Here is a 21,039-nt window from a genome sequence, read left to right as displayed (position 1 = left end):
ATAGCATTCCCGCGTCTTCGACCTTGATCAACTCAGCTCACGTGGTGGTCCGAGGTCAGCCTGCTCTTCGTGTAACAGCGGTCATGCAGTTAGCGGATGTGTCGCGGGTCCTTTCGGGGTGTATCTGGTGATGCCTGCATGCCTCGCACCAGGAAAGGTTTCCATGAATCAAGACACGCTCATATGGTGTCTGGCTGCAGCAACGGCGCTCGCCGTCGGCACAGTCGTGGTCCTCGGCATCCGCACCAGGGCCCTCGGGGCCAGAAGGAAGCAGGTCGAGGCGGAGCTCACAGCACGGTTGAGCGAGTCCGACGGCAAACTCGAGCACTCACGAGCGGAGTTGCGGAGGTTCAGGGATCAACAGGCCGCCGTCATCCAGGAGGCCGAGCGGTCGGCGGAGGAGAGCACCAAAGCCGTCCTCAAGGGCGCGGCCCGTTTCCTGCAGAGTCTCGCCGCCGAGCAGACGACGCTGCTTGACAGCATTCAGCACAAGTACGGCGGCCACGCGGTCCTCTCCGACCTCCTGGACGTCAACCACGCCAACGCGCAAATGGCGCGCAAGGCCCAGGGCATCGCGGTCATGTGCGGCGCGCCGCTCGGCCGCCGCAACCAGCCCGCCAGCGTCTATGACGTGGTACGCAGCGCCCAGGGGCAGATCCGGAACTTCCACCGCGTCCAGATCATGCAGCAGAACCCCATCGCGCTGAAGGCGTCCGCCGTTGCGCCCGTCGCGCTCGTGGTCGCCGAACTGCTTGACAACGCTGCCAGCTTCTCGCAGCACGACGCACCCATCGAGGTGACGTTCCAGCGGGTACAGAGCAACCTGTGCATCGTCATCGACGACGCCGGCGTGAGCATGAGCGACGAGGACCGGCAGAAGGCAACCACGCTGCTGTCCGGTGAGTCCGTCGCGAGACTGTCGGAGCTCGGCACCCAGCCGAAGTTCGGCTTCCCGGTGATCGGCCTGATTGCCCGTCAGTACGGCTTCAAAGTGGACGTCACGGGAGTCTCCCGGTACGGCGGCGTCCGGGCCGTCGTCCTGCTGCCCGAGGAGCTGTGGACTGTGGAGGAGACCCCGCCGGCCCCGAAGGAAGCTCCCGTCACAAGGATCCGTCGGGTCGAGAAGCGTGAGGAGCAGCCCGCGGCGCGCACGCTGCATGGCCTGCCCAAGAGGGGGGACCGTCAGGAGCCCGTCGCCACTGTCACCGACGACGCCGACACCCCTGAGGCACGGGCGCCCAGGCGGGCCTCTCGTGGCTCCGGCGGTCTCGGTGCCCTCCAGCGTGGCACGCTTTCCGGCCGCGACCTCGCAGTTCCCTCGCCCGAAGGGTCCGAAGACGTATGACCACAGATATGTCGTGGATGGTCCGGGACATCGTGGACAACGTTCCTCGGGCGCGGCACGCCGTGGTGCTGTCCGCGGACGGGATTGCCCGCGGGTCAACGGACGGCCTGACCCCGAAGGACGTCAAAACCATCGCCGCCGCCATGGCCGGCATGCAGTCGCTGAGCCGGGCCACCGCGCACTTCGCTGGGCCGGCCGAGGAGCGGGGGTGGAACCAGACAGTCATCGAGTTCTCGCACGGGTGGACCTTCCTGATCGGTGCGGGGCAAGGTGCCTACCTGGCTGCCGCTGCGGAGCCCGATGTCGACCTGCAGCAGATCTCGTTTCGTATGCACCGGCTCGTTGCCCGGCTGGGTGACAACCTCACATCGCCGCCGCGGGTGAGCGCCGGCGGGGCCGGAAGCGGCGAAGCCGCTGTCCAGCGCGAGGTGACGAGCTCCTCGGGGTTCGTGCTCGCCGGACTGGACCAGGCGATCGCCGACGTTCCCGGCGCCCGACACGCCGTGCTCCTGGGAGCGGACGGTCTCCCGCGCGGCGCGACGTCCGGGATGAGCAAGGACCTTGCGGACACGATCTCCGCGGCTATGACGGGCATCCACGCCTACAGCCGTGTCACCTCACAGTTTGTGGGTGACCTGGAGGATGCCGAGTGGCGTCAGACGGTCATCGAGTTCCAGCACGGCTGGATCTTCTTGATTGCGGCCGGCGATGGCGCGTTCCTCGCCGCGTCCGCTGATCACGACTGCGACATCGAAGCGTTCACCGCACGCCTTGAGGACGTCGCTCCCACCCTGCTCGCGAACCGGACACCCCAGCGAGAGAGGACCGACGATGCATGACGGACCGGACGACGAACTGGAACTGACAGCGCCATTAGTCCCCCTGTTCGTGATCACAGGAGGACGCAGGCTCCCCGCGGACCACAAGTACGAGCGCACCACTCTGGTCACCGCCGACGAGGGTGCACCGGGCGCAGCCCCCGTGCTGCCCCCCGAGTCCCGCAGGGTGCTGGACCTCGTCGCCGACGGGTTCCTGTCCGTGGCCGAAGTGTCGGGCCACACTCACCTGCCGCTCGGCATCGTGCGCATTTTGCTCGCGCAGTTGGAGGAGAGCGGCCTCATCCTCGTGAGGAAGCCCGTGCCCCGCGCCGAGCGCATCGACCGCGAACTGCTCGGCGCCGTGCTCGACGGCCTGCGCACCCGATTCGGAGCGTGACGCATGTATCTGGATCCAACCGTCTCCAACTCCGTAAAGATACTCATCGTCGGCCACTTCGGAGTGGGCAAGACCACTTGCATCGGCAGCATCTCCGAGATCGAACCGCTGCAGACCGAGGAGGAGATCACCGAGGCCAGCGAGGGTTTCGACGACCTGTCGGGCACCCCGGACAAGACGACCACCACGGTCGCCATGGACTTCGGCCGCCTCACTCTCAGCGAGGAGCTCGTCCTCTACCTCTTCGGGACTCCCGGGCAGGAACGCTTCAAGGAGATGTGGGAGGAACTGTCCCGCGGCGCACTGGGTGCCCTGCTGCTGGTCGACCCCACCCGGCTCCACGAGAGCTTCGCCATCTTGGACTTGGTCGAGCAGTTCGGCCTGACGTACGCCGTCGGCGTCAACCGTTTCGACGACACGCCCGACTACCCGCTCGAGGAAGTACGCGAGGCGCTCAACCTCTCCGAGGACACACCCATCGTGCACTGCGACGTCCGTGACGAGAAGTCCTCCGCGCAGGCGCTCATCGCCCTCGTCACCCACCTCATGTCAGTCCTCGGCTAGGAGACACACAAATGCAGCAGCCCTTCAACACGCCCGGCCCACCGCCTGGCTGCCCCGCGCACGGGAGCATCCAGCTCTTCGGCCCGGAGTTCGGCTCCGATCCCGCGGCCCACTACGCCCAACTGCGCGCGGCGGGCCCCAGCGCCCCCGTCGACATCGCACCGGGCGTCGAGGTCGAGCTGGTCACCAGTTACGACGCGAGCCTGTACATCCTGCAGAACCCGGCCTGGTTCGTCCGCGACTCCCGCCGCTGGAACGCACTGAACGAGGGGCGCGTCCCGGCGGACAGTCCAGCGCTGCCAATGATGGGCTACCGGCCCAACGCCCTGTTCAGCGACGGTGCGGCCCACGCCCGGCTCCGTCAAGCCGTCACCGACAGTCTGGCCACCGTCAACGAACTCCAGCTCATCCGGCAGGTGCAGCAGTCCGCCGACTACCTCATCAGCCGGTTCAGTTCCGAACTCCGCGGCCAGGCAGAGCTGATGGCGGACTACGCCCAGCCGCTCCCGCTGCTGGTCTTCAGCGACCTGTTCGGCTGCCCGCCCGAGATCGGTGACCGCATCATCGTCGGCATCAGCGGCATCTTCGAGGGTACTCCCGGCGCGGACGAGGTCCTCGGCGGCGCTCTCGCCGAACTGATCGCCCTCAAACATCGCCAGCCGGGCGCGGATCTGACAACCCAGCTGATGAGACACCCCGCGGGCCTGACCGACGAGGAGGTTCTGCACCAGCTCGTCACCCTCCTCTCCGGCGGAACCGCGCCTCTGGCGGCGGCCATCGGCACCAGCAGCGCGCTGTACCTGGGAGAGGACTGGCAAACTGGTCTGCCCGTCGAGGACGCCGTCGTCCAGACGCTGTGGAACTACGCGCCGATCGCCAACTACGCGGCCCACTACCCGACGCACGACGTCGAGCTGGGCGGCAGAACACTCCGCGCCAACGACCCAGTCCTCATCTCCTTCGCCGCAGCCAACACCGACCCGAAGCTGACCGAGCACCGCAAGCAGCTCAGTGGCAAGGCACATCTGGCCTTCGGCGCCGGACCGCACGCCTGCCCCGCCAAGGACCCGGCGTTCATGATCGCCGTCACCGCCGTGGAGTCCCTGCTCAACCGTCTTCCCGACGTCGAGCTGCGCGTCCCCTTCAAAGACCTGTCCTGGGTGCCCGCGCCCTGGATGCGTTCCCTGGTGACCGTCCCGATTCGTTTCACCCCGCGCGCGGTCCCCTCGGCAGCCACGCAACAGCCGCACTCTCCGTCCGCCCAGACGGCGCAGACGTCCTCGTCGGCCCCCCGGCGCTCCGGTGCCCCGGCCTCTCGCCCTGCAGCTCACGCCGCATCCCAGCACAAGGGGGGACTCTTCAGCCGCTTCCTGGCATGGACGCGAGGCGAGTGACGTAGGTAACCCTACGAGAACACAGTGGTATTGGGTGTTTCGATCATCCCCCGGGTATGCATGGCGGCGTTTGCTCAGAAAGGAGCCGTCACCGTGGGGACAGCCACGACACCGTCCACCGACCGGCGGACCGCCGTCACCCTCTTCTCCCGTCTGCGGACCGCAGAGGGCCAAGCCGACCCGTTTCCGATCTACACGAAACTCCGGTCAAGAGGCGGAGTCAGCCACGCACCCTGGGGAGGCTTCCTCGTCACCAGCTTCACCCTCTGCGACCAGATTCTGCGCAGCCCCAACTGGCGTGAGCCAGACAAGAACTGGCGCGAGAAGCAGGGACCCCGCACCCGTTGGAGCGCGTTCTCCTCACGCGAGATCAGCCGCACCCTGCCGGCGCTCAACCCGCCGGAACACACCAGGGTGCGGCGAGCGGCCGGCAGCTTCGACCGCAGCACCATCGAGCAGATCGGGCGGACCGTGAGCCGGGTGACCGACACACTCATCGGCACCCTCGAGATGCACCTGCGCGACGGCGAGGCCGACTTCGCCGCCCTGGTCAGCGAGGAACTCCCGATCGCAGCCATCGGCGAATGGCTGGCCCTGCCGCCCGCGGACTGGCCGCGCCTGCGCGAGCTGACCCACGACCAGGTCTTCACCCAGGAACTGCTGCCCTCCGCCAGCCAGTTGGCACGGTCCGACACGGCCATGGCCGAACTACGCTCCTACCTCACCGAAGTGGTGCGGCACCGACGCCGCCATCCGGGCAAGGACCCCGTCTCCCAATGGATCAGCACCTGGGACGCCCTCGAACCCGACCAGGAGAAAGCGGACGAGGGCGTCTACCTGCTGGTCCTGTTCATCCTGCTGGCGGCACTGGAGACGACCTCCACTCTCCTATCGACCACAACACTCCTGCTCCTCGAACATCCCGAACGGTGGGACATGGTCGCCGCGAACCCGGACATCGTCCCAGCGTTCGTCGAAGAAGCACTGCGCTACGACTCGCCCACGCATGTGATCAGCCGGATCGCGGCGCAGGACTGCGTCCTGGACGGCGTCGAGATCCACGCGAACGACATGGTCCACCTGATGGTGGGAGCGGCCCACCGGGACCCTGCCAAACACCCCCACCCCGACCGGTTCGACCCCCACCGCAAACCCGCCCACCTCGCCTTCAGCGGAGGCATCCACTACTGCCTCGGCGCCCCACTGGCCCGCCTCGAAGCCCAGACCCTTCTCCGTCAACTCGTCAGACGCCTGCCACGCCTCACCCTCGTGCGGCGCCCCCAGAGGGCACCCCGTGTCGCCTTCCGGCGTCTGCTGACCCTGGACGTCACCTTCGCATGAACGACATACTCCCCGCCCCCGCAGAGCACTCCCCCGGTTCCATCGGCACCGAGCAGGACGGACCCGTCCTCCACGTCCGCCTGAACCCCGCGCAACGGGACGACCAACTGAGCGTCGCCGCCCTCGACAACCTGACAGCCCTGCTCGACGACCTCCACGAACGGCCCGACATCCGCGTCGTGGTCCTCTCCTCCGCGGGCGAGGACTTCTGCCTTGGAGCCGACCGCAAGGAATACCTGGCCGCACTCGACGCGGACCGGACAGGCACCACCATGCGCCGGATCGCAGACAAGGCCCACCGCCTCTGCCAGGCCCTGGAGAACACCCACGCCGTCACCATCGCCCGCCTGCACGGGAAGGTCATCGGAGCCGGTCTCGCCCTCGCCGCGTACTGCGACCTGCGCGTCGGTGCCGACACCTGCCGCTTCCGTATGCCGGAAGTCGGCCTCGGTCTCCCCCCAGCCTGGGGCGGGGCCATAGGACGGCTCATCTCCGAGGCCGGCGTCGCAAGGATCCGCGAACTCGTCCTCACCTGCGAGGTGTTCGATGCGGCCACCGCCCACCGGCTCGGCCTCCTCCACAAGGTCGCCCCCCTCGACCAGCTCGACAAAACAGTTGCCGCATGGACCAGACCGCTCGCCAGACGATCCCCCGAGAGCCTTGTCATGACCAAGCGCATGCTCACGGGCTTCTCCCAGGCCTCCCGCACCGCCGACCTTTCCGCGCTCGACGCCCACCTCCTGACGGCCCAGCTCACCCGACCACAGAGCCGCGACCTGACGACATTCTGAAGGCCACGCCCCCTGTGCAGGACGGGGCTGCCGCGCAGGGGGCTCGGATCCCGGGAACGCGCGTCAGGCTCAGCGACAGCAGTCCTGGGCCGGATCACGTACTCAGCGCCGATGCACCGGTCACCCTCATCCTTCGCCTGCGGAACCGAACCGGGTGCACGGCCGGTACGAACGGCGTCTGGCGGACGCCGTTCGTGGGAACCACACCGGTGGTCATCCGGCTGGTCGTCCGCAAGTTCAAGTGCCTCAGCCCCAGTGTCTGACGGTGACTTTCGCCGAACAGATACCGGGCTGAAAGGCCGGCGCGGTGCGGGTCCTCGGGATCGACGAGTTCCCCCTGCTCAAGGGGCACAACTACGCCACGCTGCTTGTCGACCTCGAAGCCCGACGGTGGCAGAAGATCGCCGCTGGCGACTGGGCCGCCTACGCCGCCGACGTCAGCAACCGCACTCGAAAGGCTCCAGCCCGTGACCTTCCAGGACCATCTTCGGACCCTTGCCGAGCGAGCGATCAGCTCGATCCCGGCTGGCGAGGCAGAGGACATCTACGTCATCTCGTTCTTCATCGACGACGAGAGGGACGACCCACGACAGCCCACCCTGACCATCGGATACAACACCGAAGCCCAGTTCCGGCGCACCATCGCGGACGCCTCCGACGAGGCGGAAGCCCGCTGGAACTACGCCTTCTGGCTGCAGAACGAGCTCACGGTCATCGGAGACCTCACTCGAGACCCCGACGGAGCCGCGGCACGCCGCCAGTGGATCAGCGAACTCGGACTGTGGTACGACGAGCCCACACATCCTGAAGACTGGATGACAACCGTGGGGCCGACCGCCGTGCTGATCGAGGCCGACTTCAACCAGGCATGCGTCCAGCTCGCTCGCGACCTCCACAATGATGGCGTCATCAAGAGCGCCATCGGCAGGCCAGTACCCGTGATCCTCCACGAGCTGGAGTACTACGAGGGGATCGCTCGCCGCACCGAGGCGGCCAACCCGCCCGGGCTCGCCAACGACTTCACGACCTGGGTCCGTACTGGCTGAGGCATTCGGGCAGTTCCAATGCCCAACAGACGTATAGCACCTCTGGAACCACCTCACCAAAGCCGCAGAAAGAACTCTCACCAGCCACTACGCCTGCATCCGCGCCGCCGTGAAGCCACCAGGCAACCTGAAGAAGAGGCCGCAGTGCCGCCGCCGGACGGAACACTCTGCAGACACCTGCCCCATTGCAGAGAAGCACTCACCGCCTCGAATACTGTGTGGCACCATGCTGGGCAAGCTCCGCAGCCATACAGATTCAGCAGGTTGCCGACGAACCCGCATAGCCTCCTGCTCCGCCATCCCCGTGCGCAGTGGAGGGCCTGGTCTGCTTCAGCGCGTACCCGGCCGCGGCCAGGGGTCCAGCACGGCGTGAACAGTCCCGGTCCTCCACCAGTCAGCCTCGCTCGACCAGCCGTTCAGCTTCGACCAGAAGCCTTCCACCCTGCTCTTCTCCGTTGACAGACCAGCGCGGCATTAGGGGATGCGCTCGCGTCGGGTGCACCGCTTCTTGGAGGACCTCAGCAGGGAAGGGTCGACGTTAACGGGATCTGGCACTGCGGGTCAGCGAGGGCGAGCAGGTCCTGACGGCCTATGCCCGAGGTGTCCGCGAAGGATGCGGAGATCCTGGTCCGGCGGCCGGGTCCCGTGTCCGGCGCAATCGGCGCGGCGTGGCTGCGCCCGAAGTTGTCTATTTGGTACGCGACTTCCGGTACTCCTCAACCACTATGTCGGTCAGCTCAGCCACCGACGTCTCCGATGTGCGCTTGTCGAAGGTGATCTCGCCGTGCTGCAGCAGGTTGATCCGGTCGCAGACTTCGAAGACCTGGGCGTAGTTGTGGGCGATGATGATGACGGAGACCTCGCCGCGGGCTTTGAGGTCGTTGACAAGGTCGAGAATGAGTGCGCCTTCCTTGGCGCCCATCGCGGCCAAGGGCTCGTCGAGGAGGAGGACCCTGGCCTCGGAATAGACCGAGCGAGCCACGGCGATGGCCTGGCGTTGGCCGCCAGAGAGCTTGGCGACCTCGACATCGACCGACGGGATGTTCACTCCCATCTCGTCCAAGTGTTCCTGGGCGATCCTGCGCATCACACGGTTGTTCAGCAGCCGGGTGAGGCCCATCTTCTCCCGGTTCAGGAACATGTTGTGGTAGACCGTCAGCTCGTTCACCAGTGCCAGGTCCTGGTACACCGCGTCGATGCCGAGCGAGCGGGCATGGTCGACCGACTTGAGCGTCACCTCGTCGCCGTTCAGGAGGATGCGGCCGGCATCGGGCCGGTGGAATCCGCAGAGGATCTTCAACAGGGTCGACTTTCCCGCGCCGTTGTCTCCGACGAGGGCGAGGACCTCACCTTTGTCCAGGCGCAGGTTCACGTCCCGTAGCGCCGTTACCGCGCCGAAGCCCTTCACTATGTGCTCTACGAAGAGCGCCGGCGCCGGTGTCGTCCCGCTCATCGGCGGCCTGCCCTTCGCAGTCCGGCCAGGTGCACGTTGAGCACCATGGACAGGATGATCGCCGCACCGAGGATGATGTTGAACGGATTGGCGTTGATGCCGATGAAGTTGAATCCGTTGCGCAGCTCGGCGAGGACGAGTGCGCCGAGCAGTGCTCCGACGACCGTCCCCGAGCCGCCGGCCAACGCTGTACCGCCGATGACCGCTGCGGAGACGGCGGTGAACATCGGGGACGCGCCATCTGCACCCGCAGAGGTCGGGTCGATCGAGTCGACGCGGAACGCCTCGAGGATGCCGGCAAAGGCGCCGAGGGCACTGGTGGCCATGAAGTTGCCGAACTTGATGCGGCCGGTTTTGATGCCGGCTTCGCTCGCGCCGAGCGGGTTGCCGCCGGTTGCGATCGTATGCAGGCCCCAGCGCGAGCGGGTGAGTACCACGTGGAAGTACGCGACGATGATGAGGCACCAGATCAGTTCCGACCAGTCCGACTGCCCGAACCATCCACGCACCCCGTGCGCAGCCTCGGGAATCTGTGCCGGGTACGCGTGCGACGTGGTCAGCATGATGCCCAGGACGAGGAAGAGCATGCCCAGCGTGGCAACGAACGACGGTACCTTGAGCACGACCACTATGAAGCCGTTGGCGAGGCCGATGAAGGCGCCGGCCAGTATCGAGCCGATGATGGCGATGATCGGGTACGTGCCGTAGTAGTCGATCATGTAGTGCATCAGGAACGGCGAGAGCGCGGAGACGGCGCCCACCGACAGATCGATCTCCCCGCTGACCAGCAGCAGCACCATGCCCGCTGCGATGATCGCGTACGGCGCCGTCTGTTGGGAGAGGTTGACCAGGTTGCTGCGGGCCAGGAAGTCGGAGTTGTTGGCCCAGAAGTACAGCAGCAGGCCTGCCGCGACGATGAGGATGGTGGCCTCGCGGCGGATGACGAACGCCTCGAAGGCGAGGCGCAGCGGGCCGTGTCGCCTTACCGGCGGGGTGCCGGCCGTGGCCTTCCCGTCGGCCGTGGTCTTCTCGCCGGTCGCGTTCTGCACGGTCCGCTCGCTCATGCGTGTCCTATGGCGCCGGAGCGCTTGATCAGCTGCTGCCTCGTGCTGGAGCCTTCGTACCGGGTCCTGGTCTGCAGATACGGGTCGACGTTGTCCTTGCTCACGAAGAGCAGGCCGGTGTCGGTGACACTCGGCATCACCAGGCCACCGGACAGCTTGTACATCCACAGGTACAGCACGCTCAGGAAGCCCTGCAGATAGGGCTGTTGGTCGATGGTGAAGTCGAGGTCACCCGCTTTGATCGCGGTGAGGGTGTTCGGGTTCAGGTCGAAGCCTCCTGCGACCACGCCCTTCTTTTTGAGGCCGTACTTTTTCACGACCTTCCCGATGCTTTCCGTCGAGCCGGCGTCGACCGCGAACAGGCCCTTGAGGTCTTTGTGTCCGCTGGCATACGCATCGATGGTCGACAGCTCCTGAGGAAGCTCCGCACCGCTGGCGACCGACTTGAAGTTGATCGACTTGCCGGATGCTTTGATCGCATCGGTGGCCCCATCGATGCGCGGCTGGATGTTGAGTGCGCCCGGGGTGGCGATGAACCCGACCGCGTCCCCGCCGGAAGGCATCACCGAGGCGATGCGGCGGCCCAGCTCGACCCCGGACTGGTAGAGGTCCTGGCCGATGTAGCAGAGCCGGCTTGTCCCCGGATCGCCTTTCGCGCCGTCCGCGTTGTACGAGACGGTCGGGATTCCGGCGTCCAGGGCCTTGTCGACGGGTGATTTGAAGGCGTTCTTGTCGACGACTGCTACCGCAATGCCGTCGGCCTTCGCGGAGACGGCCGCGGACATGGTGCTGACCATTTCCGGGACACTCGAGTCCTTCGAGCCGGTCCACTGGAACGAGGCGCCCAGGAGCGCGCAGGCGTCTGCCGCGCCGTATTGCGTCGGAGTGAAGAACGGGTTGGTCGTGACGTGGTTGACGAACACGAACCTCCACTTCGGGGTCGTGGGAAAGTCTCCGACACCGTCACCGGGTTTGTTGTTGTCGCTCTTGTTGTCAGCCGAGCAGGCGGACAGTAAGGCCGCCGCGGCAGCCGAGGCGCTCATCATTCCGGCGCCGCTCAGCAGCCGTCGCCTGGCCAACCCGTTCAGGCCGAGCGTGTCGAAGGCCTCTTCCAACTGCGGATCGATCCTCTTCATGATCACTCCGGTGTGCTCGATCCAAGCTGCCCGATATTTCGAACGGCGTTCGGAACGTTTGGTGGGGGTGAACGTAGAACTGCCCCGGTAGGTCGTCAAGGCCCTCAGCGCGCTACGGTTTCGCCGGCATTCATCCGCGGATCGACTGCCCCGCCAGGCCCGCGCCGTCCCGGTCAGGGGCTGCCTTTGGCCTCTGGATAATGCCGTCGGAGCACGGACAGACCGATCGCCGCCCGCCGTACACGCTCACGCGCAGTCGCCAAAGCCGCGTCGGCAAGGTGCGTTCCAGAGGGGTACAGTGACGGCGCGTTTCGCACCGTGAACTTGAGGTGGACAGGAGCCGCCACGCGCACGAGGGCCGGGATCTCGTAGTAGCGGACCACACCACCGAAGTCGTCCGCGCTCTCCACATAGACGTCCAGCGGCACGTCGACTGCGGCCCGGATCGCCGCCATCTGGGCGAGAGTGAGATCGACCGGCAGGTTGATCGTGGTAACCCCGAGGTCCTCAAGCACGCGTGCGGCCGCAGGATTGGCCGTCGGCATTGATATCGACGACTTGATCTCCAGGTCTGGCGGCAGGTCGCCGGACCGCCGCATTCGGCCGAGGACCCACAGTTGGCCGATGTCGGCCACAAGCACGCTGCGCACGCCGAGGTCGCAGCCACGGATGACGTCCTCGACCCCGTACGCGAGCTGATCGGCCCCGCGCAGCACCGCCGCCGCACCGCCACCCGCGACGGACGAAGCCTGAATACCGACGTCCCAGCCACCGCGCGGACCGACAAAGAGACAGACCTCCACGTCGTGTTCGCAGCCGAGTGCCACCATGTGCTCGATCTCCGATTCGGCGAGGAGCATCATTCCGCTGCCCTGGCTGATGCGGTGTATCCGGATGCCCTGCCGCTCGGCCTCATCCATGACTGCCTGGAACGGCCCTGGGCCTTCGACCGAAGGGATCTCCACCCGGTACTGCGCACCGGCCGGGAAGCGCTTGGAGGAGTCGGGCAGTTCCCCGAGGTCCCGCTCCGGCAGCCCGAGCGTGGACAGCGACCGCCGCGACTTTTCCATGCCGTCCATTCGGACCTTCTCTCGATCGATATACCGAACCTTGTTCGACATCGCTGCGCTTGGACGGTAGGCAGCCAATGACGGCCCGTCAACGGTCGTCCAAGCCATCTGTGGGGCGGGCTTCCGGCGACGTCATGTCTCACGTGCCGGTTGCTCCGATCCAGCACTGCCGGTGCTGCCCGCCTTTTACTCAGCAGCTGACACCAATCCGTCCGCGCACGCGGAGTCCACCTGAGGAAACTGCAGGTCCGGTCTCCAACCTCGAAACCCGGTCCGGCAGACTCCAAGGCTCGTATCCCGGCAGGCATTGCCCTATACCGAACGCGGGGGTTGCGCCTTCACCGAACTGGGCTTCAGCTGACTTGTGACCTTCCGAGGCATCTGCCAACAGTGAGCTATTTCAGAGTGGCCACTGATCGAGTGATGGCTGAACCGAAGAACGGCAGGTGTCACACAGGCAGACCTGCTGTCGCTGTGGCCGAGGCTACGTGCATTGGACTCGACCAGCTGAACGCCCGTGTCACTGAAGCCGGTTGAGGCGGCCAGAGGTTGTCAGTGGCTGGTGACAGGATCACCGGCATGGTCTTTGTACGTACTACTCCGCCGCGGCCCGTGGACGTGACCGCGGTCTTTCCCGAGCTCGCACCGTTGGCGCGTCCTGCGATTCGGCTGCACCCGCGTCCCGGGTCGCCTTCGGTCGGTGAGAGCTCGGTCGGGGGGCCGTTGCTGTGGCCGGCCCATGAGCCGTGGCCTCACTGCGAAGCCTCGCACCTGCACGTGGACAGCGGGTTCCGTGAGTCACCGGACGACGTGCGGCTCTTGAGGCGCATGCGGGTCCGGTGGCACGGCGATCACGGTGGTCCTGGGACAACGCCCGAGGAGGCGGCGGTCAAGGAACGGAACGCCACGAGGCTCGCGGAGCGACTCGCCGCCGGCCCGCCGCCCGCGGACTGCCCGGTCCCCATGCTGCCCGTGGCCCAGCTGTATCTGCGCGACATACCCCTGCTGCGGCCGCCCGGACAGGCCGATCTGCTCCAGGTTCTGTGGTGCCCCTACGACCACGATCCGCATCACAAGCCTTCAACCGCACTGTTCTGGCGGTCCGCCGCCGAGGTCGTCGACATCCTCGCCACACCGCCCGAACCGTACGAGGTGAACCATTGGGGCTATCTACCGGAGCCGTGCGTACTGGCACCGGAAGCGATCACCGAGTACCCCAACAGCCTCGATCTGAGCCCGCAGATGCGGCTCATGGTGGAGGACTGGAGCAGATGGCAGGCAGCCGGCGCCGGCGTGGACAGCTCCTACGCGGAGTATCCGCGGGAGTTCTATGGCGTCCATCTGGCTAACGCGCCCGGCTGGAAGGTCGGTGGCTGGCCTCCGTGGGGCCGTACCGACCCCTACCCCCGGTACTGCACGGTCTGTGATGTACAGATGGTCCCGCTGCTGACCATCGCCTCCCGCGAATGGGACGGCGGCGAGGGACGAAGCTGGACGCCTCAAGAGGACCAGGCCGCCGCCAACGTCGCCGGTCATTGCTGTGGTCAGAGCCCCTCGGGGCCGACCAAAGTCGAAGTCGGCAGCACCGACAACATGCAGATCTACGTATGCCCGACCTCTCCCGAGCATCCGCACACCGACCTGATCCAATGAGCTGCCGGGCCTGTCACGCACTCTCCCGCAGCCGGTGACAGAAGTGCCGCCGCGTCAGGGTGTGTGAGAAACCGTTCGCCTCACGGCGGCGGGGCCCGCAACGCACGAGGCTCCTGTGCCGTTGGGAGAGGTGTTCGAAGTCTCAACCCGTCGGCACAGGAGCCTCGTTGGTTTCCCAACCTGCCGCACGCGCTGGTCGAGTGGGTCACCATGCTCATGGTCACCCGTGAGGGTGACCGCCGATGCAAGCTCCCACCGCACCAGCGCGCGCTGGTCGCTCTGGTGTAGCTGCGCAAGCAGGACCCCCTCGCGCAGATCGCCGCCGGCTTCGGCATCTCGGTGGCATCGCCCACGCCTACACCCACACCGTGGTCGACCTGCTCGCGGCCCGGGCCCCGGCCTGCTCAAAGTCCTGCGTGAAGCCGACCCGGACTTCGTCTCCCCGTGAGGCGACGGCACCCTCGCCGAGTGCAACCGCGTGGGCGACGGCCGGGCCGACTACTCCACCAAACACCGCCGCCACGGCGTGACCGTCCAGGTCGTCACCGACCCGGCGGCCAGGTGTTGTGGATCTCCCCTGCATTGCCGGGCCGAACCCACGACCTGACCGCGGCCCGCACTCACCGGATCATCCGGATCTGCGAACGCCAAGGCACACCCCGGCCCTCGCCGACCGCGCCTACCAGAGCGCCGGTCCCTGGGTGACCACCGGACGCAAACGGCCGCCCGGCAGGGAACTTACCCCGACCCAGCGCACGGTCAACCGTGCCCTTTCCCAAGCGCGGGCGCCCGTCGAACCCGGGAGGGCAATCCTGAAGTCATGGCGGATCTTCCGCAAGGCACGGGTCAGTCCGAATCGGATGACGTCCATCGCCGCAGCCGTCCTCACCCTGGAGAGGCAACGCTGAAAAGGCTTCACGAGGCTTCCGCGGGCTCGTCAACAGCGAACACGTAGGGTCCGGCGTCGCCCAGGTCCGAGAGCGCTAGCCACACACCTGATGGATCGGCACTGCGTCCGACGAGTTGAACCACGTACTGCCTTGTGACGCCAACGCGGCATCACCCGTCACACGTGCGTTGTCGCGGATGCATGATGTGCCCTTACCATCCCTGGACCGTGGCGTGCATCTCCCAGACGAGAAGTTCGGACGACTTGAGTGCTGTGACCTTCTGTCCCCCAGTGGCGGTGAAGCGGACAGCGTCACCAGCAAAGAGATCACCCGTACCTTCCAGCGAGACGTGCCCTGCTGGCAGAAAGAGATGAAGGAACGGGGCGTCGGGAAGCGTCACCTGGTCGCCCTTCTTCAAACGTGCGGCGTGGAGGGCAGCATAGCGATTCTTGATCTGAATGGCGGCATCGCTTTTATGTCGCTTAATACCGGACGCAACGACAGCGAACTTTCCATGGAGTGCCGCGTCTTCGATCTCCATCTGCTGATATCCCGGCTTGATTCCGTTCTCGTCCGGAACTACCCACATCTGGACGAAGTGCACAGGTTCCGTGTGACGGCTCTTCGTTCCTTCTAGGCGCCAGGAGTCATTCTTCTCACTGTGCATAATTCCGGTACCGGCACTCATGCGCTGCGCAAGACCTGGATAGATCAGGCCATTGTGACCGACCGAATCCTGATGCACGAGCGATCCCCGGAGGACCCAAGTCACGATTTCCATGTCCTCGTGCGGATGCGTCTCGAAACCCTTGCCCGCCCGGACAATATCGTCATTGTTAACCAGTAGCAGCCCATGATGAGTATTACGAGGGTCATAGTTGTTCGAAAAGGAGAATGAATGCTTCGAATCTAGCCACGAAATCTTGGTCCTAAAGCGGTCAGCTGCGCGTCGCACATCGACCGTGGGATGCAGAGATTTTGCCACTAGCTTGTCCAATCAGACGGAATGAGGATATGCGAAGTTTCAAGCATTGCTCGTGACATGGATCTCGGGAACGGCCGGCATTCCCACGTGCAGCTGCGAACAGTGCTGGTCAGCAACCTCTGCGCAAATCGCGGCGATCTGTTCACACAGAGGGTGCCCAAGATCGGCGGCATTGAGAGCCATGATCATTTTATAAGTCAGCTCATCCACCGGAAACTCCCTGTCGGGTCAGTCGCGAGCGCGTAGAACGCCAAAGGCTTTCGAGCTCTGGCCGCCTCCGGGCGCAACGTGTCAAGACAAGGGGCAGCAGCGTCTCGTGAAGGCTCAGGCTATAGCGAGCTACATCGTTCTCGTCGACTTGGCGCGCCGCTCTGCTTCTATTTCCAGACTGAACTTCATCCTTCGGGCGGCGATCGGAACGCCGCACCGAGCTCCACGACGCCTTCGTCTCGTTGGCCTGCGGCCTCATCTGCTGGAGGCGGCTTCAAAAGCCCAAGAACAGCTGACCGGTGTCAGGGCAGGCCAAGGCCCCAGCGGGCTGCTTCAGAGCGTTGGTACTCTCCGCTTCCATGGCGAGACAGGGGAGATGAACGTGGGAGCAGAGCCGTCGAGTCCTCCGAGCCGCTGGTCCAGCGGAATTGGCTTTGGTGTCCTCTTCGGCGGGCTGACCACAGTGGTGACCATTGCTGCGATTGGGAGGGCATGGGCTGCTTGTGACATCGGCGTCAACGCAGCAGCCAACAGCATGACTCTGCTGTTTCTTGCGCCTCTCATATGGATCGCCACTACGGTTCCGTTGGTGATCCTGCACAGCACCCTCGGAAAACGTCATCGCAGGACAGCCCGGATGGCAGGGCTCATCTTCACTCTGTGGTTCACCTGGTTCCTTGTCACATGGCTCGGGATGCCGGACTCCTACCCCGCCCCGTTTTGCCCGGGCAACGTTCCACCCTGGTGGCCGAGCTTCATCCCGACATGACTCCAGCATGGCTTGTGAACGACCTTGGCGCTGGCAGCAGCAACCTACTCAGCAGCGCCCCCGACCAGCCGCTCACACCAGCAAGATCGTGTTACGAGCTCTAAGGGGCAGACGACGCGACTTTGCGGACACGTCCTGGGCACGGTATGACCTCGGCATGGCTTCGGTGCTGCGGCGTGGAGCGTCTGTGGCGCGGAACAGGCCGGAGCCCTTGTCCGCGTCGGCGCGGACAAGGGCTTTCTCAGACTGTGCAGGGGTTGCGCCCTACCTGAGCCCGAAGGCACGGACCAGCGTCTGGCTGACGCTGTTGCCGTGTACGTCCCGCGCGGTCGTGCGCAGGCTGGCGAATCTGGCCTTGGAGGGCGCATCAAGAGATGTTGTCCACGTCATGCCTGACCGGCGCAGTGTCGACGTGTGCCAGGTGGCACCGTCGTCGTAGGAAATCTCCAGGCGAACGTTGTCGACGGTGCCGGCGCCTGTCCCGTTCTCGAACTGTGTCGGAGTGACCTGCAGCGGGGTCCGGCGGGATGCCTTGCCGGAGAGGTCTGTAGCCACTGCGTAGTCCAACTGGATCAGGGGCAGCGGGCTGAGGACCTCGGATGGTGTGGAGCTGGAAGTGAATGCCCATTCCGTGCGGGTGTGTGTCGAGTACGGTCGCGTCGGTGTGTCCCGCTCCCCCTCGACGACGATCCGGTAGGGCATCGGTGCGGTGGGCAGGTCTTCGGCGGTGACGAACTGTTGGTTGACGCCTTGGGCGAGGAGCCGCTCTCCCTGGTAGAGGGAAACGTTCGATGTGATCCCATCGATCCAGACGACGCCGGAGTGACGGCCGGAGTCTCCCCAGGCTGCGATTGAGGCCGTGCTCATGATGTCGCCGACCCGGAAGGGCGCAATGTGGGTGTCATCGCTGAAGAGGCGAGGATGCTGGATGGGTGCGAACCAGGTCTCGGTCGATGTACTGCGTGCCTTGTAGGTGCGCGGCGGCCCCGCTTGGCCGAGGTCCTCTCTGCTGGCGGCCGCGGCCCACAGCGCGTCTGCGCTGACCCAGGAAGTGAGGGTGCCTTGAGCCTTCACAGGCGTTGACAGGCCGTTCATGGTCTGGTGCGTCTCCGGGGTCAGGTCGTCGCGTCGTTGAAGCGCCTCTCCCGGAGCGGTGTCGCGGAACGACTCGTCGATTCTGGCGAGTTCGACGGTACGTGGCCGGTAGGTGAGGGTGCGGGGGATCTCGCCGTTGTAGTGCCGGACGAGATCGTAGAGGTAGCCCGCCTGAGGGTGGGAGACCACCTTCAGCTCCGTCGTCCTGGCCTTCGTAAGGATGTGCATCAGGCGGAGGCTGTCGTCGGTGCCAAGTGAGGTGACCGGTAGGGGGGCCGCGTCGAGCAGGTCAGCCCAGGCGTCGAGCTTTCCGTAGCCGTCGTTGAGGATCAGCAGGAACTTGGCGCCGGCCTTGGCTGCAGCCTTCGCCTGATCGGGTGCGGACACCGTGTCGCTGCGGCGGACGACGGCGGCTTGGCCGCGGACCTTGATCTTTGTGAATTCCGCGGCGGAGCCGTTCCCCGCCCAGACTGCTCGGTAGGTGGCATTGCCTTCGGGCAGGGTGGGGGCCAGGCTTTGCGGGACAGTGCTGCGGTAGGTCTCTGAGCCGGTGGACAGCGTCAGGGGAGGCTGGATCTGGCGCCAGCGTGTGGTGAAGCTGTAGACGCCATGCGTGACCTTGGGCGTCGGCGTTGCCCAGAGGCTGTCGTATCTCCAGTACTGCGGCATGTAGCTGTCCAGGAACGGGTAGTGGCTGCCGTTGGCCCGGTACTGGTCCACTCGCATGAAGCTGTTGGCGGTGGGGTGGGGGGTGATTGCCGCTGCCCTTTGAAGGTCAGCGGCGTTGAAACGCAGAGATCGGTCCTCGCTGAGGTCGACCTGGGGTGCCGAGAACAGACCAAGACCCAGCGTGTGCGTGCCGTCGATGCCGGGAACGTCGGCGTACAGCCAGGCCGCGTAGTTGCTGGGGCTGAGGCTCAGTTCAAGGGTGCCGGAGGAGCCAACGCTGTACACCTTCGGAAAGGTGTCACGGTCGACGTCTTTCACAATGAGCGTTCCCGACAGGGCGGCGCCCTTGCGGTCCTTGGCAGTGACCGACAGCGAGACGCGCTTGCCGACCTTGTTCACGCCCACGGGGATGCGGGCGCGAACGGTGCCGTCCGGGTCGGTGGCGGTGAGCTGGCTGGTGTAAGCGGATTCGGCTGCGGCCTGGTCGAGATGGCTGATCACGCCGACCGCGGCGGTGCCGTGAGCTGGCACGGTGACGCGGGTGTCGGTGAGCGTGAAGAGCCCATCGGGAATGTTGCTCGCCGCGAGGCTCAGGTCCAGGGTGATCGGTGTGGCTTCGGTGTTGCTGTAGGTGACGTCCCTACGGATCGTTTGCCCCGGCGTGTAGGGGTAGTGGGCTTGGGCGAATGCCGGCCCGGATGCGACGACAGTGGCCTTGACTGCTGCAGCGATGTCGAGTCGGCCGCTTCCCCCCTGGTAGGGGCTGGCCTGCCGTGTACCCGTTGTGGAGCTGACCAGAGTGTCCTTGAGCTGTTGTCCGTCCCAGTCCGGGTGCTTGGCCGCCAGCAGGGCGGCGGCGCCTGCGACGTGCGGCGTCGCCATTGATGTGCCGCTCATGTACTGGTAGGCGCCTTCACCCTCTGGTGCGTACTGCGAGCGAGCCGCGAGGATGTTGACACCGGGAGCCGTCAGGTCGGGCTTGATGGCGTTGTCGCCGACTCGAGGCCCACGGCTCGAGAAGTTGGCCAGCTGGTCCACGCCCTTGCCAGGCCCGTTCACGGCGCCCACGGTGAGCGCGGCGTCCGCTGCCCCTGGGGCCCCGATGGTGTATGCCTCCGGACCGGAGTTGCCTCCCGCGATGACGAACAGGGCACCGGTCTCTTCGCTCAACCGGTTGACTGCCTGACTCAGCGGGTCGGTGCCGTCGCTGGGGGCGCCCCCCAGACTCATGCTGACGATCTTGGCGTGCTGGTCGCGGGCTGCCCACTCCATGCCGGCCAGGATCCAGGAGTCCTGTCCGCTGCCGTCGTTGTCAAGAACCTTGCCGATGTGCAGCGAGGCACCTGGAGCGACGCCCTTCTCCATGCCATCTGAGGCCGCGCCGGTGCCGGCGACAGTTGAGGCAACGTGAGTTCCGTGGCCGTGCCGGTCGGTTACATCCTGACCAGGTACGAAGCTCTGGGAGGCTGCGATTCGTCCCGCGAAGTCGGGGTGTGCGGCGTCGATTCCCGTGTCCAGCACGGCGACGTCTACGCCCTGGCCCGTGTCTCCGCCTGACCAGACCTCAGGAGCGCCGATCTGAGCGGTGGTGTCGGAGAGGGTGGCCTTGGCTTTGCTGTCTAGCCACACCTTCGCGATGCCGTTCGCCAGGTGCCCGGCCGATGTCGAGTCCGCGGCCTTCGCAGCTTCGTTGATGCCGGTGAGCGAGGCCCAGAAGTCGGTTGTCCGGGCATGGTCGGTGGCTATCGCGGCGCCCTGGATGCTGCTGAGCGTCAGGGTTTTGTGCGCGCCGTCCGGAGTCTGTGTGCTGCGACTACGAGCTGCGGCATTGGTATAGGTGACGATCAGAGGCAGTTGCTTGCTATGGCCGTCGTCGTAGCCGTCTTTGAGGAGTGTATTGACGTTGAACAACTGCTCGTCGAGCACCCCCGACGCGAGGTAGGGCAGCGCTGCATCGGGGTACACGTAGGTGTCCGCGCCAACGGACATGACATGGGCGGCGCTGGGCCTTCCCTGAGGGTCCGTCACAGTTGCACTGGTGTGGCCGTTGTTGGCCGTCACCACGACTTTGTCACCCGTGATCAGTGTGAGGGTTCCCGCGGTGGTCAGGGATCCGCCGACGGCTGTAGGGGCGGCAGGCGTCTGGGCTGACATGGCCGGGCCGGTGACCGTCAACGCCAGGAGGCACGTGGTCGCAACTGTCAGTCCGCGTCTGGGCGATGGAGGTATGGGCAAGAGGACCTCAAGAACTAGGCGAGCAGAAGATGCTCGTAGTCAGACATCCTTTTCCGGTGCTGTAAAGAACTCTCTATGTCCCTTAAAGGCCATTGTCCTCAAGTGGACAAGTGT

The 21,039-nt window shown here is 65.7% G+C and carries 17 protein-coding genes and 1 pseudogene; 11 read left to right on the top strand and 7 right to left on the bottom strand.

Features of this window, described 5'->3' with window-relative positions:
• The first annotated feature begins 163 nt into the window (after window positions 1-163).
• The 8 genes from ACFYYF_RS35205 to ACFYYF_RS35170 all read left to right on the top strand — a co-directional run bounded on the left by ACFYYF_RS35205 (window position 164) and on the right by ACFYYF_RS35170 (window position 7,696).
• Window positions 164-1,345 carry an ATP-binding protein gene (locus ACFYYF_RS35205; RefSeq protein ID WP_388782039.1) on the top strand — a complete coding sequence of 394 codons (1,182 nt, stop codon included), beginning with the start codon at window positions 164-166 and terminating at the stop codon, window positions 1,343-1,345.
• On the top strand, window positions 1,342-2,184 hold the full coding sequence (locus ACFYYF_RS35200; RefSeq protein ID WP_388782036.1) for a roadblock/LC7 domain-containing protein: 843 nt from the start codon (window positions 1,342-1,344) through the stop codon (window positions 2,182-2,184). Before ACFYYF_RS35205 ends, ACFYYF_RS35200 begins: the two co-directional genes overlap by 4 nt.
• On the top strand, window positions 2,177-2,560 hold the full coding sequence (locus ACFYYF_RS35195; RefSeq protein WP_388782033.1) for a DUF742 domain-containing protein: 384 nt from the start codon (window positions 2,177-2,179) through the stop codon (window positions 2,558-2,560). The genes ACFYYF_RS35200 and ACFYYF_RS35195 overlap by 8 nt, the downstream gene beginning before the upstream one ends.
• Window positions 2,561-2,563: 3 nt before the next feature.
• Complete coding sequence (locus ACFYYF_RS35190; RefSeq protein ID WP_388782030.1) at window positions 2,564-3,124, top strand: ATP/GTP-binding protein; 561 nt, start codon at window positions 2,564-2,566, stop codon at window positions 3,122-3,124.
• Between the two features lie 11 nt (window positions 3,125-3,135).
• On the top strand, window positions 3,136-4,518 hold the full coding sequence (locus ACFYYF_RS35185) for a cytochrome P450 (protein WP_388782027.1): 1,383 nt from the start codon (window positions 3,136-3,138) through the stop codon (window positions 4,516-4,518).
• Window positions 4,519-4,611: 93 nt separating this feature from the next.
• Window positions 4,612-5,859, top strand: coding sequence for a cytochrome P450 (locus ACFYYF_RS35180; protein WP_388782024.1), 1,248 nt, complete (start codon window positions 4,612-4,614; stop codon window positions 5,857-5,859).
• Complete coding sequence (locus tag ACFYYF_RS35175; RefSeq protein ID WP_388782021.1) at window positions 5,856-6,650, top strand: enoyl-CoA hydratase/isomerase family protein; 795 nt, start codon at window positions 5,856-5,858, stop codon at window positions 6,648-6,650. The genes ACFYYF_RS35180 and ACFYYF_RS35175 overlap by 4 nt, the downstream gene beginning before the upstream one ends.
• 467 nt (window positions 6,651-7,117) lie before the next feature.
• A complete protein-coding gene (locus ACFYYF_RS35170) occupies window positions 7,118-7,696 on the top strand; it encodes a hypothetical protein (protein ID WP_388782018.1) in 579 nt (192 codons plus the stop codon).
• 688 nt (window positions 7,697-8,384) lie between these two features.
• Here ACFYYF_RS35170 and ACFYYF_RS35165 read toward each other — a convergent pair.
• The 4 genes from ACFYYF_RS35165 to ACFYYF_RS35150 all read right to left on the bottom strand — a co-directional run bounded on the left by ACFYYF_RS35165 (window position 8,385) and on the right by ACFYYF_RS35150 (window position 12,470).
• Entirely contained in the window at window positions 8,385-9,149 is a 765-nt protein-coding gene (locus ACFYYF_RS35165; protein WP_388782015.1) for an ATP-binding cassette domain-containing protein, read from the bottom strand.
• Entirely contained in the window at window positions 9,146-10,213 is a 1,068-nt protein-coding gene (locus ACFYYF_RS35160) for an ABC transporter permease (RefSeq protein WP_388782012.1), read from the bottom strand. The genes ACFYYF_RS35165 and ACFYYF_RS35160 overlap by 4 nt, the downstream gene beginning before the upstream one ends.
• Window positions 10,210-11,349 carry a sugar ABC transporter substrate-binding protein gene (locus ACFYYF_RS35155; protein WP_388782009.1) on the bottom strand — a complete coding sequence of 380 codons (1,140 nt, stop codon included), beginning with the start codon at window positions 11,347-11,349 and terminating at the stop codon, window positions 10,210-10,212. Before ACFYYF_RS35155 ends, ACFYYF_RS35160 begins: the two co-directional genes overlap by 4 nt.
• Window positions 11,350-11,522: 173 nt before the next feature.
• Window positions 11,523-12,470: a U32 family peptidase gene (locus tag ACFYYF_RS35150; RefSeq protein ID WP_388782006.1), complete on the bottom strand. Its 948-nt coding sequence runs from the start codon at window positions 12,468-12,470 to the stop codon at window positions 11,523-11,525.
• Window positions 12,471-12,998: 528 nt separating this feature from the next.
• Between ACFYYF_RS35150 and ACFYYF_RS35145 the strand changes: the two genes are divergently transcribed.
• Window positions 12,999-14,072 (top strand): hypothetical protein, encoded by a 1,074-nt coding sequence (locus tag ACFYYF_RS35145; protein ID WP_388782003.1) that lies wholly within the window; start codon window positions 12,999-13,001, stop codon window positions 14,070-14,072.
• Window positions 14,073-14,282: 210 nt separating this feature from the next.
• A pseudogene (locus ACFYYF_RS35140) lies at window positions 14,283-14,980 on the top strand (transposase family protein).
• Between the two features lie 193 nt (window positions 14,981-15,173).
• Here the strand turns inward: ACFYYF_RS35140 and ACFYYF_RS35135 are convergent.
• On the bottom strand, window positions 15,174-15,947 hold the full coding sequence (locus ACFYYF_RS35135) for a pirin family protein (protein ID WP_388782000.1): 774 nt from the start codon (window positions 15,945-15,947) through the stop codon (window positions 15,174-15,176).
• Window positions 15,948-15,986: 39 nt separating this feature from the next.
• Window positions 15,987-16,157 carry a hypothetical protein gene (locus ACFYYF_RS35130; protein WP_388781997.1) on the bottom strand — a complete coding sequence of 57 codons (171 nt, stop codon included), beginning with the start codon at window positions 16,155-16,157 and terminating at the stop codon, window positions 15,987-15,989.
• 106 nt (window positions 16,158-16,263) lie between these two features.
• On the opposite strand from ACFYYF_RS35130, the gene ACFYYF_RS35125 reads away from it, so the two are divergent.
• Window positions 16,264-16,926, top strand: coding sequence for a hypothetical protein (locus tag ACFYYF_RS35125; RefSeq protein WP_388781994.1), 663 nt, complete (start codon window positions 16,264-16,266; stop codon window positions 16,924-16,926).
• Window positions 16,927-17,190: 264 nt separating this feature from the next.
• Here ACFYYF_RS35125 and ACFYYF_RS35120 read toward each other — a convergent pair whose 3' ends face one another.
• On the bottom strand, window positions 17,191-20,844 hold the full coding sequence (locus ACFYYF_RS35120; RefSeq protein WP_388781991.1) for a S8 family serine peptidase: 3,654 nt from the start codon (window positions 20,842-20,844) through the stop codon (window positions 17,191-17,193).
• Between the last annotated feature and the right edge of the window lie 195 nt (window positions 20,845-21,039).

Source organism: Streptomyces sp. NPDC001914, from assembly GCF_042891215.1.
GTDB lineage: Bacteria > Actinomycetota > Actinomycetes > Streptomycetales > Streptomycetaceae > Streptomyces.
The sequence above is the reverse complement of the archived record's forward strand: the minus strand, read 5'-3'. Positions and strand labels throughout refer to the sequence as shown.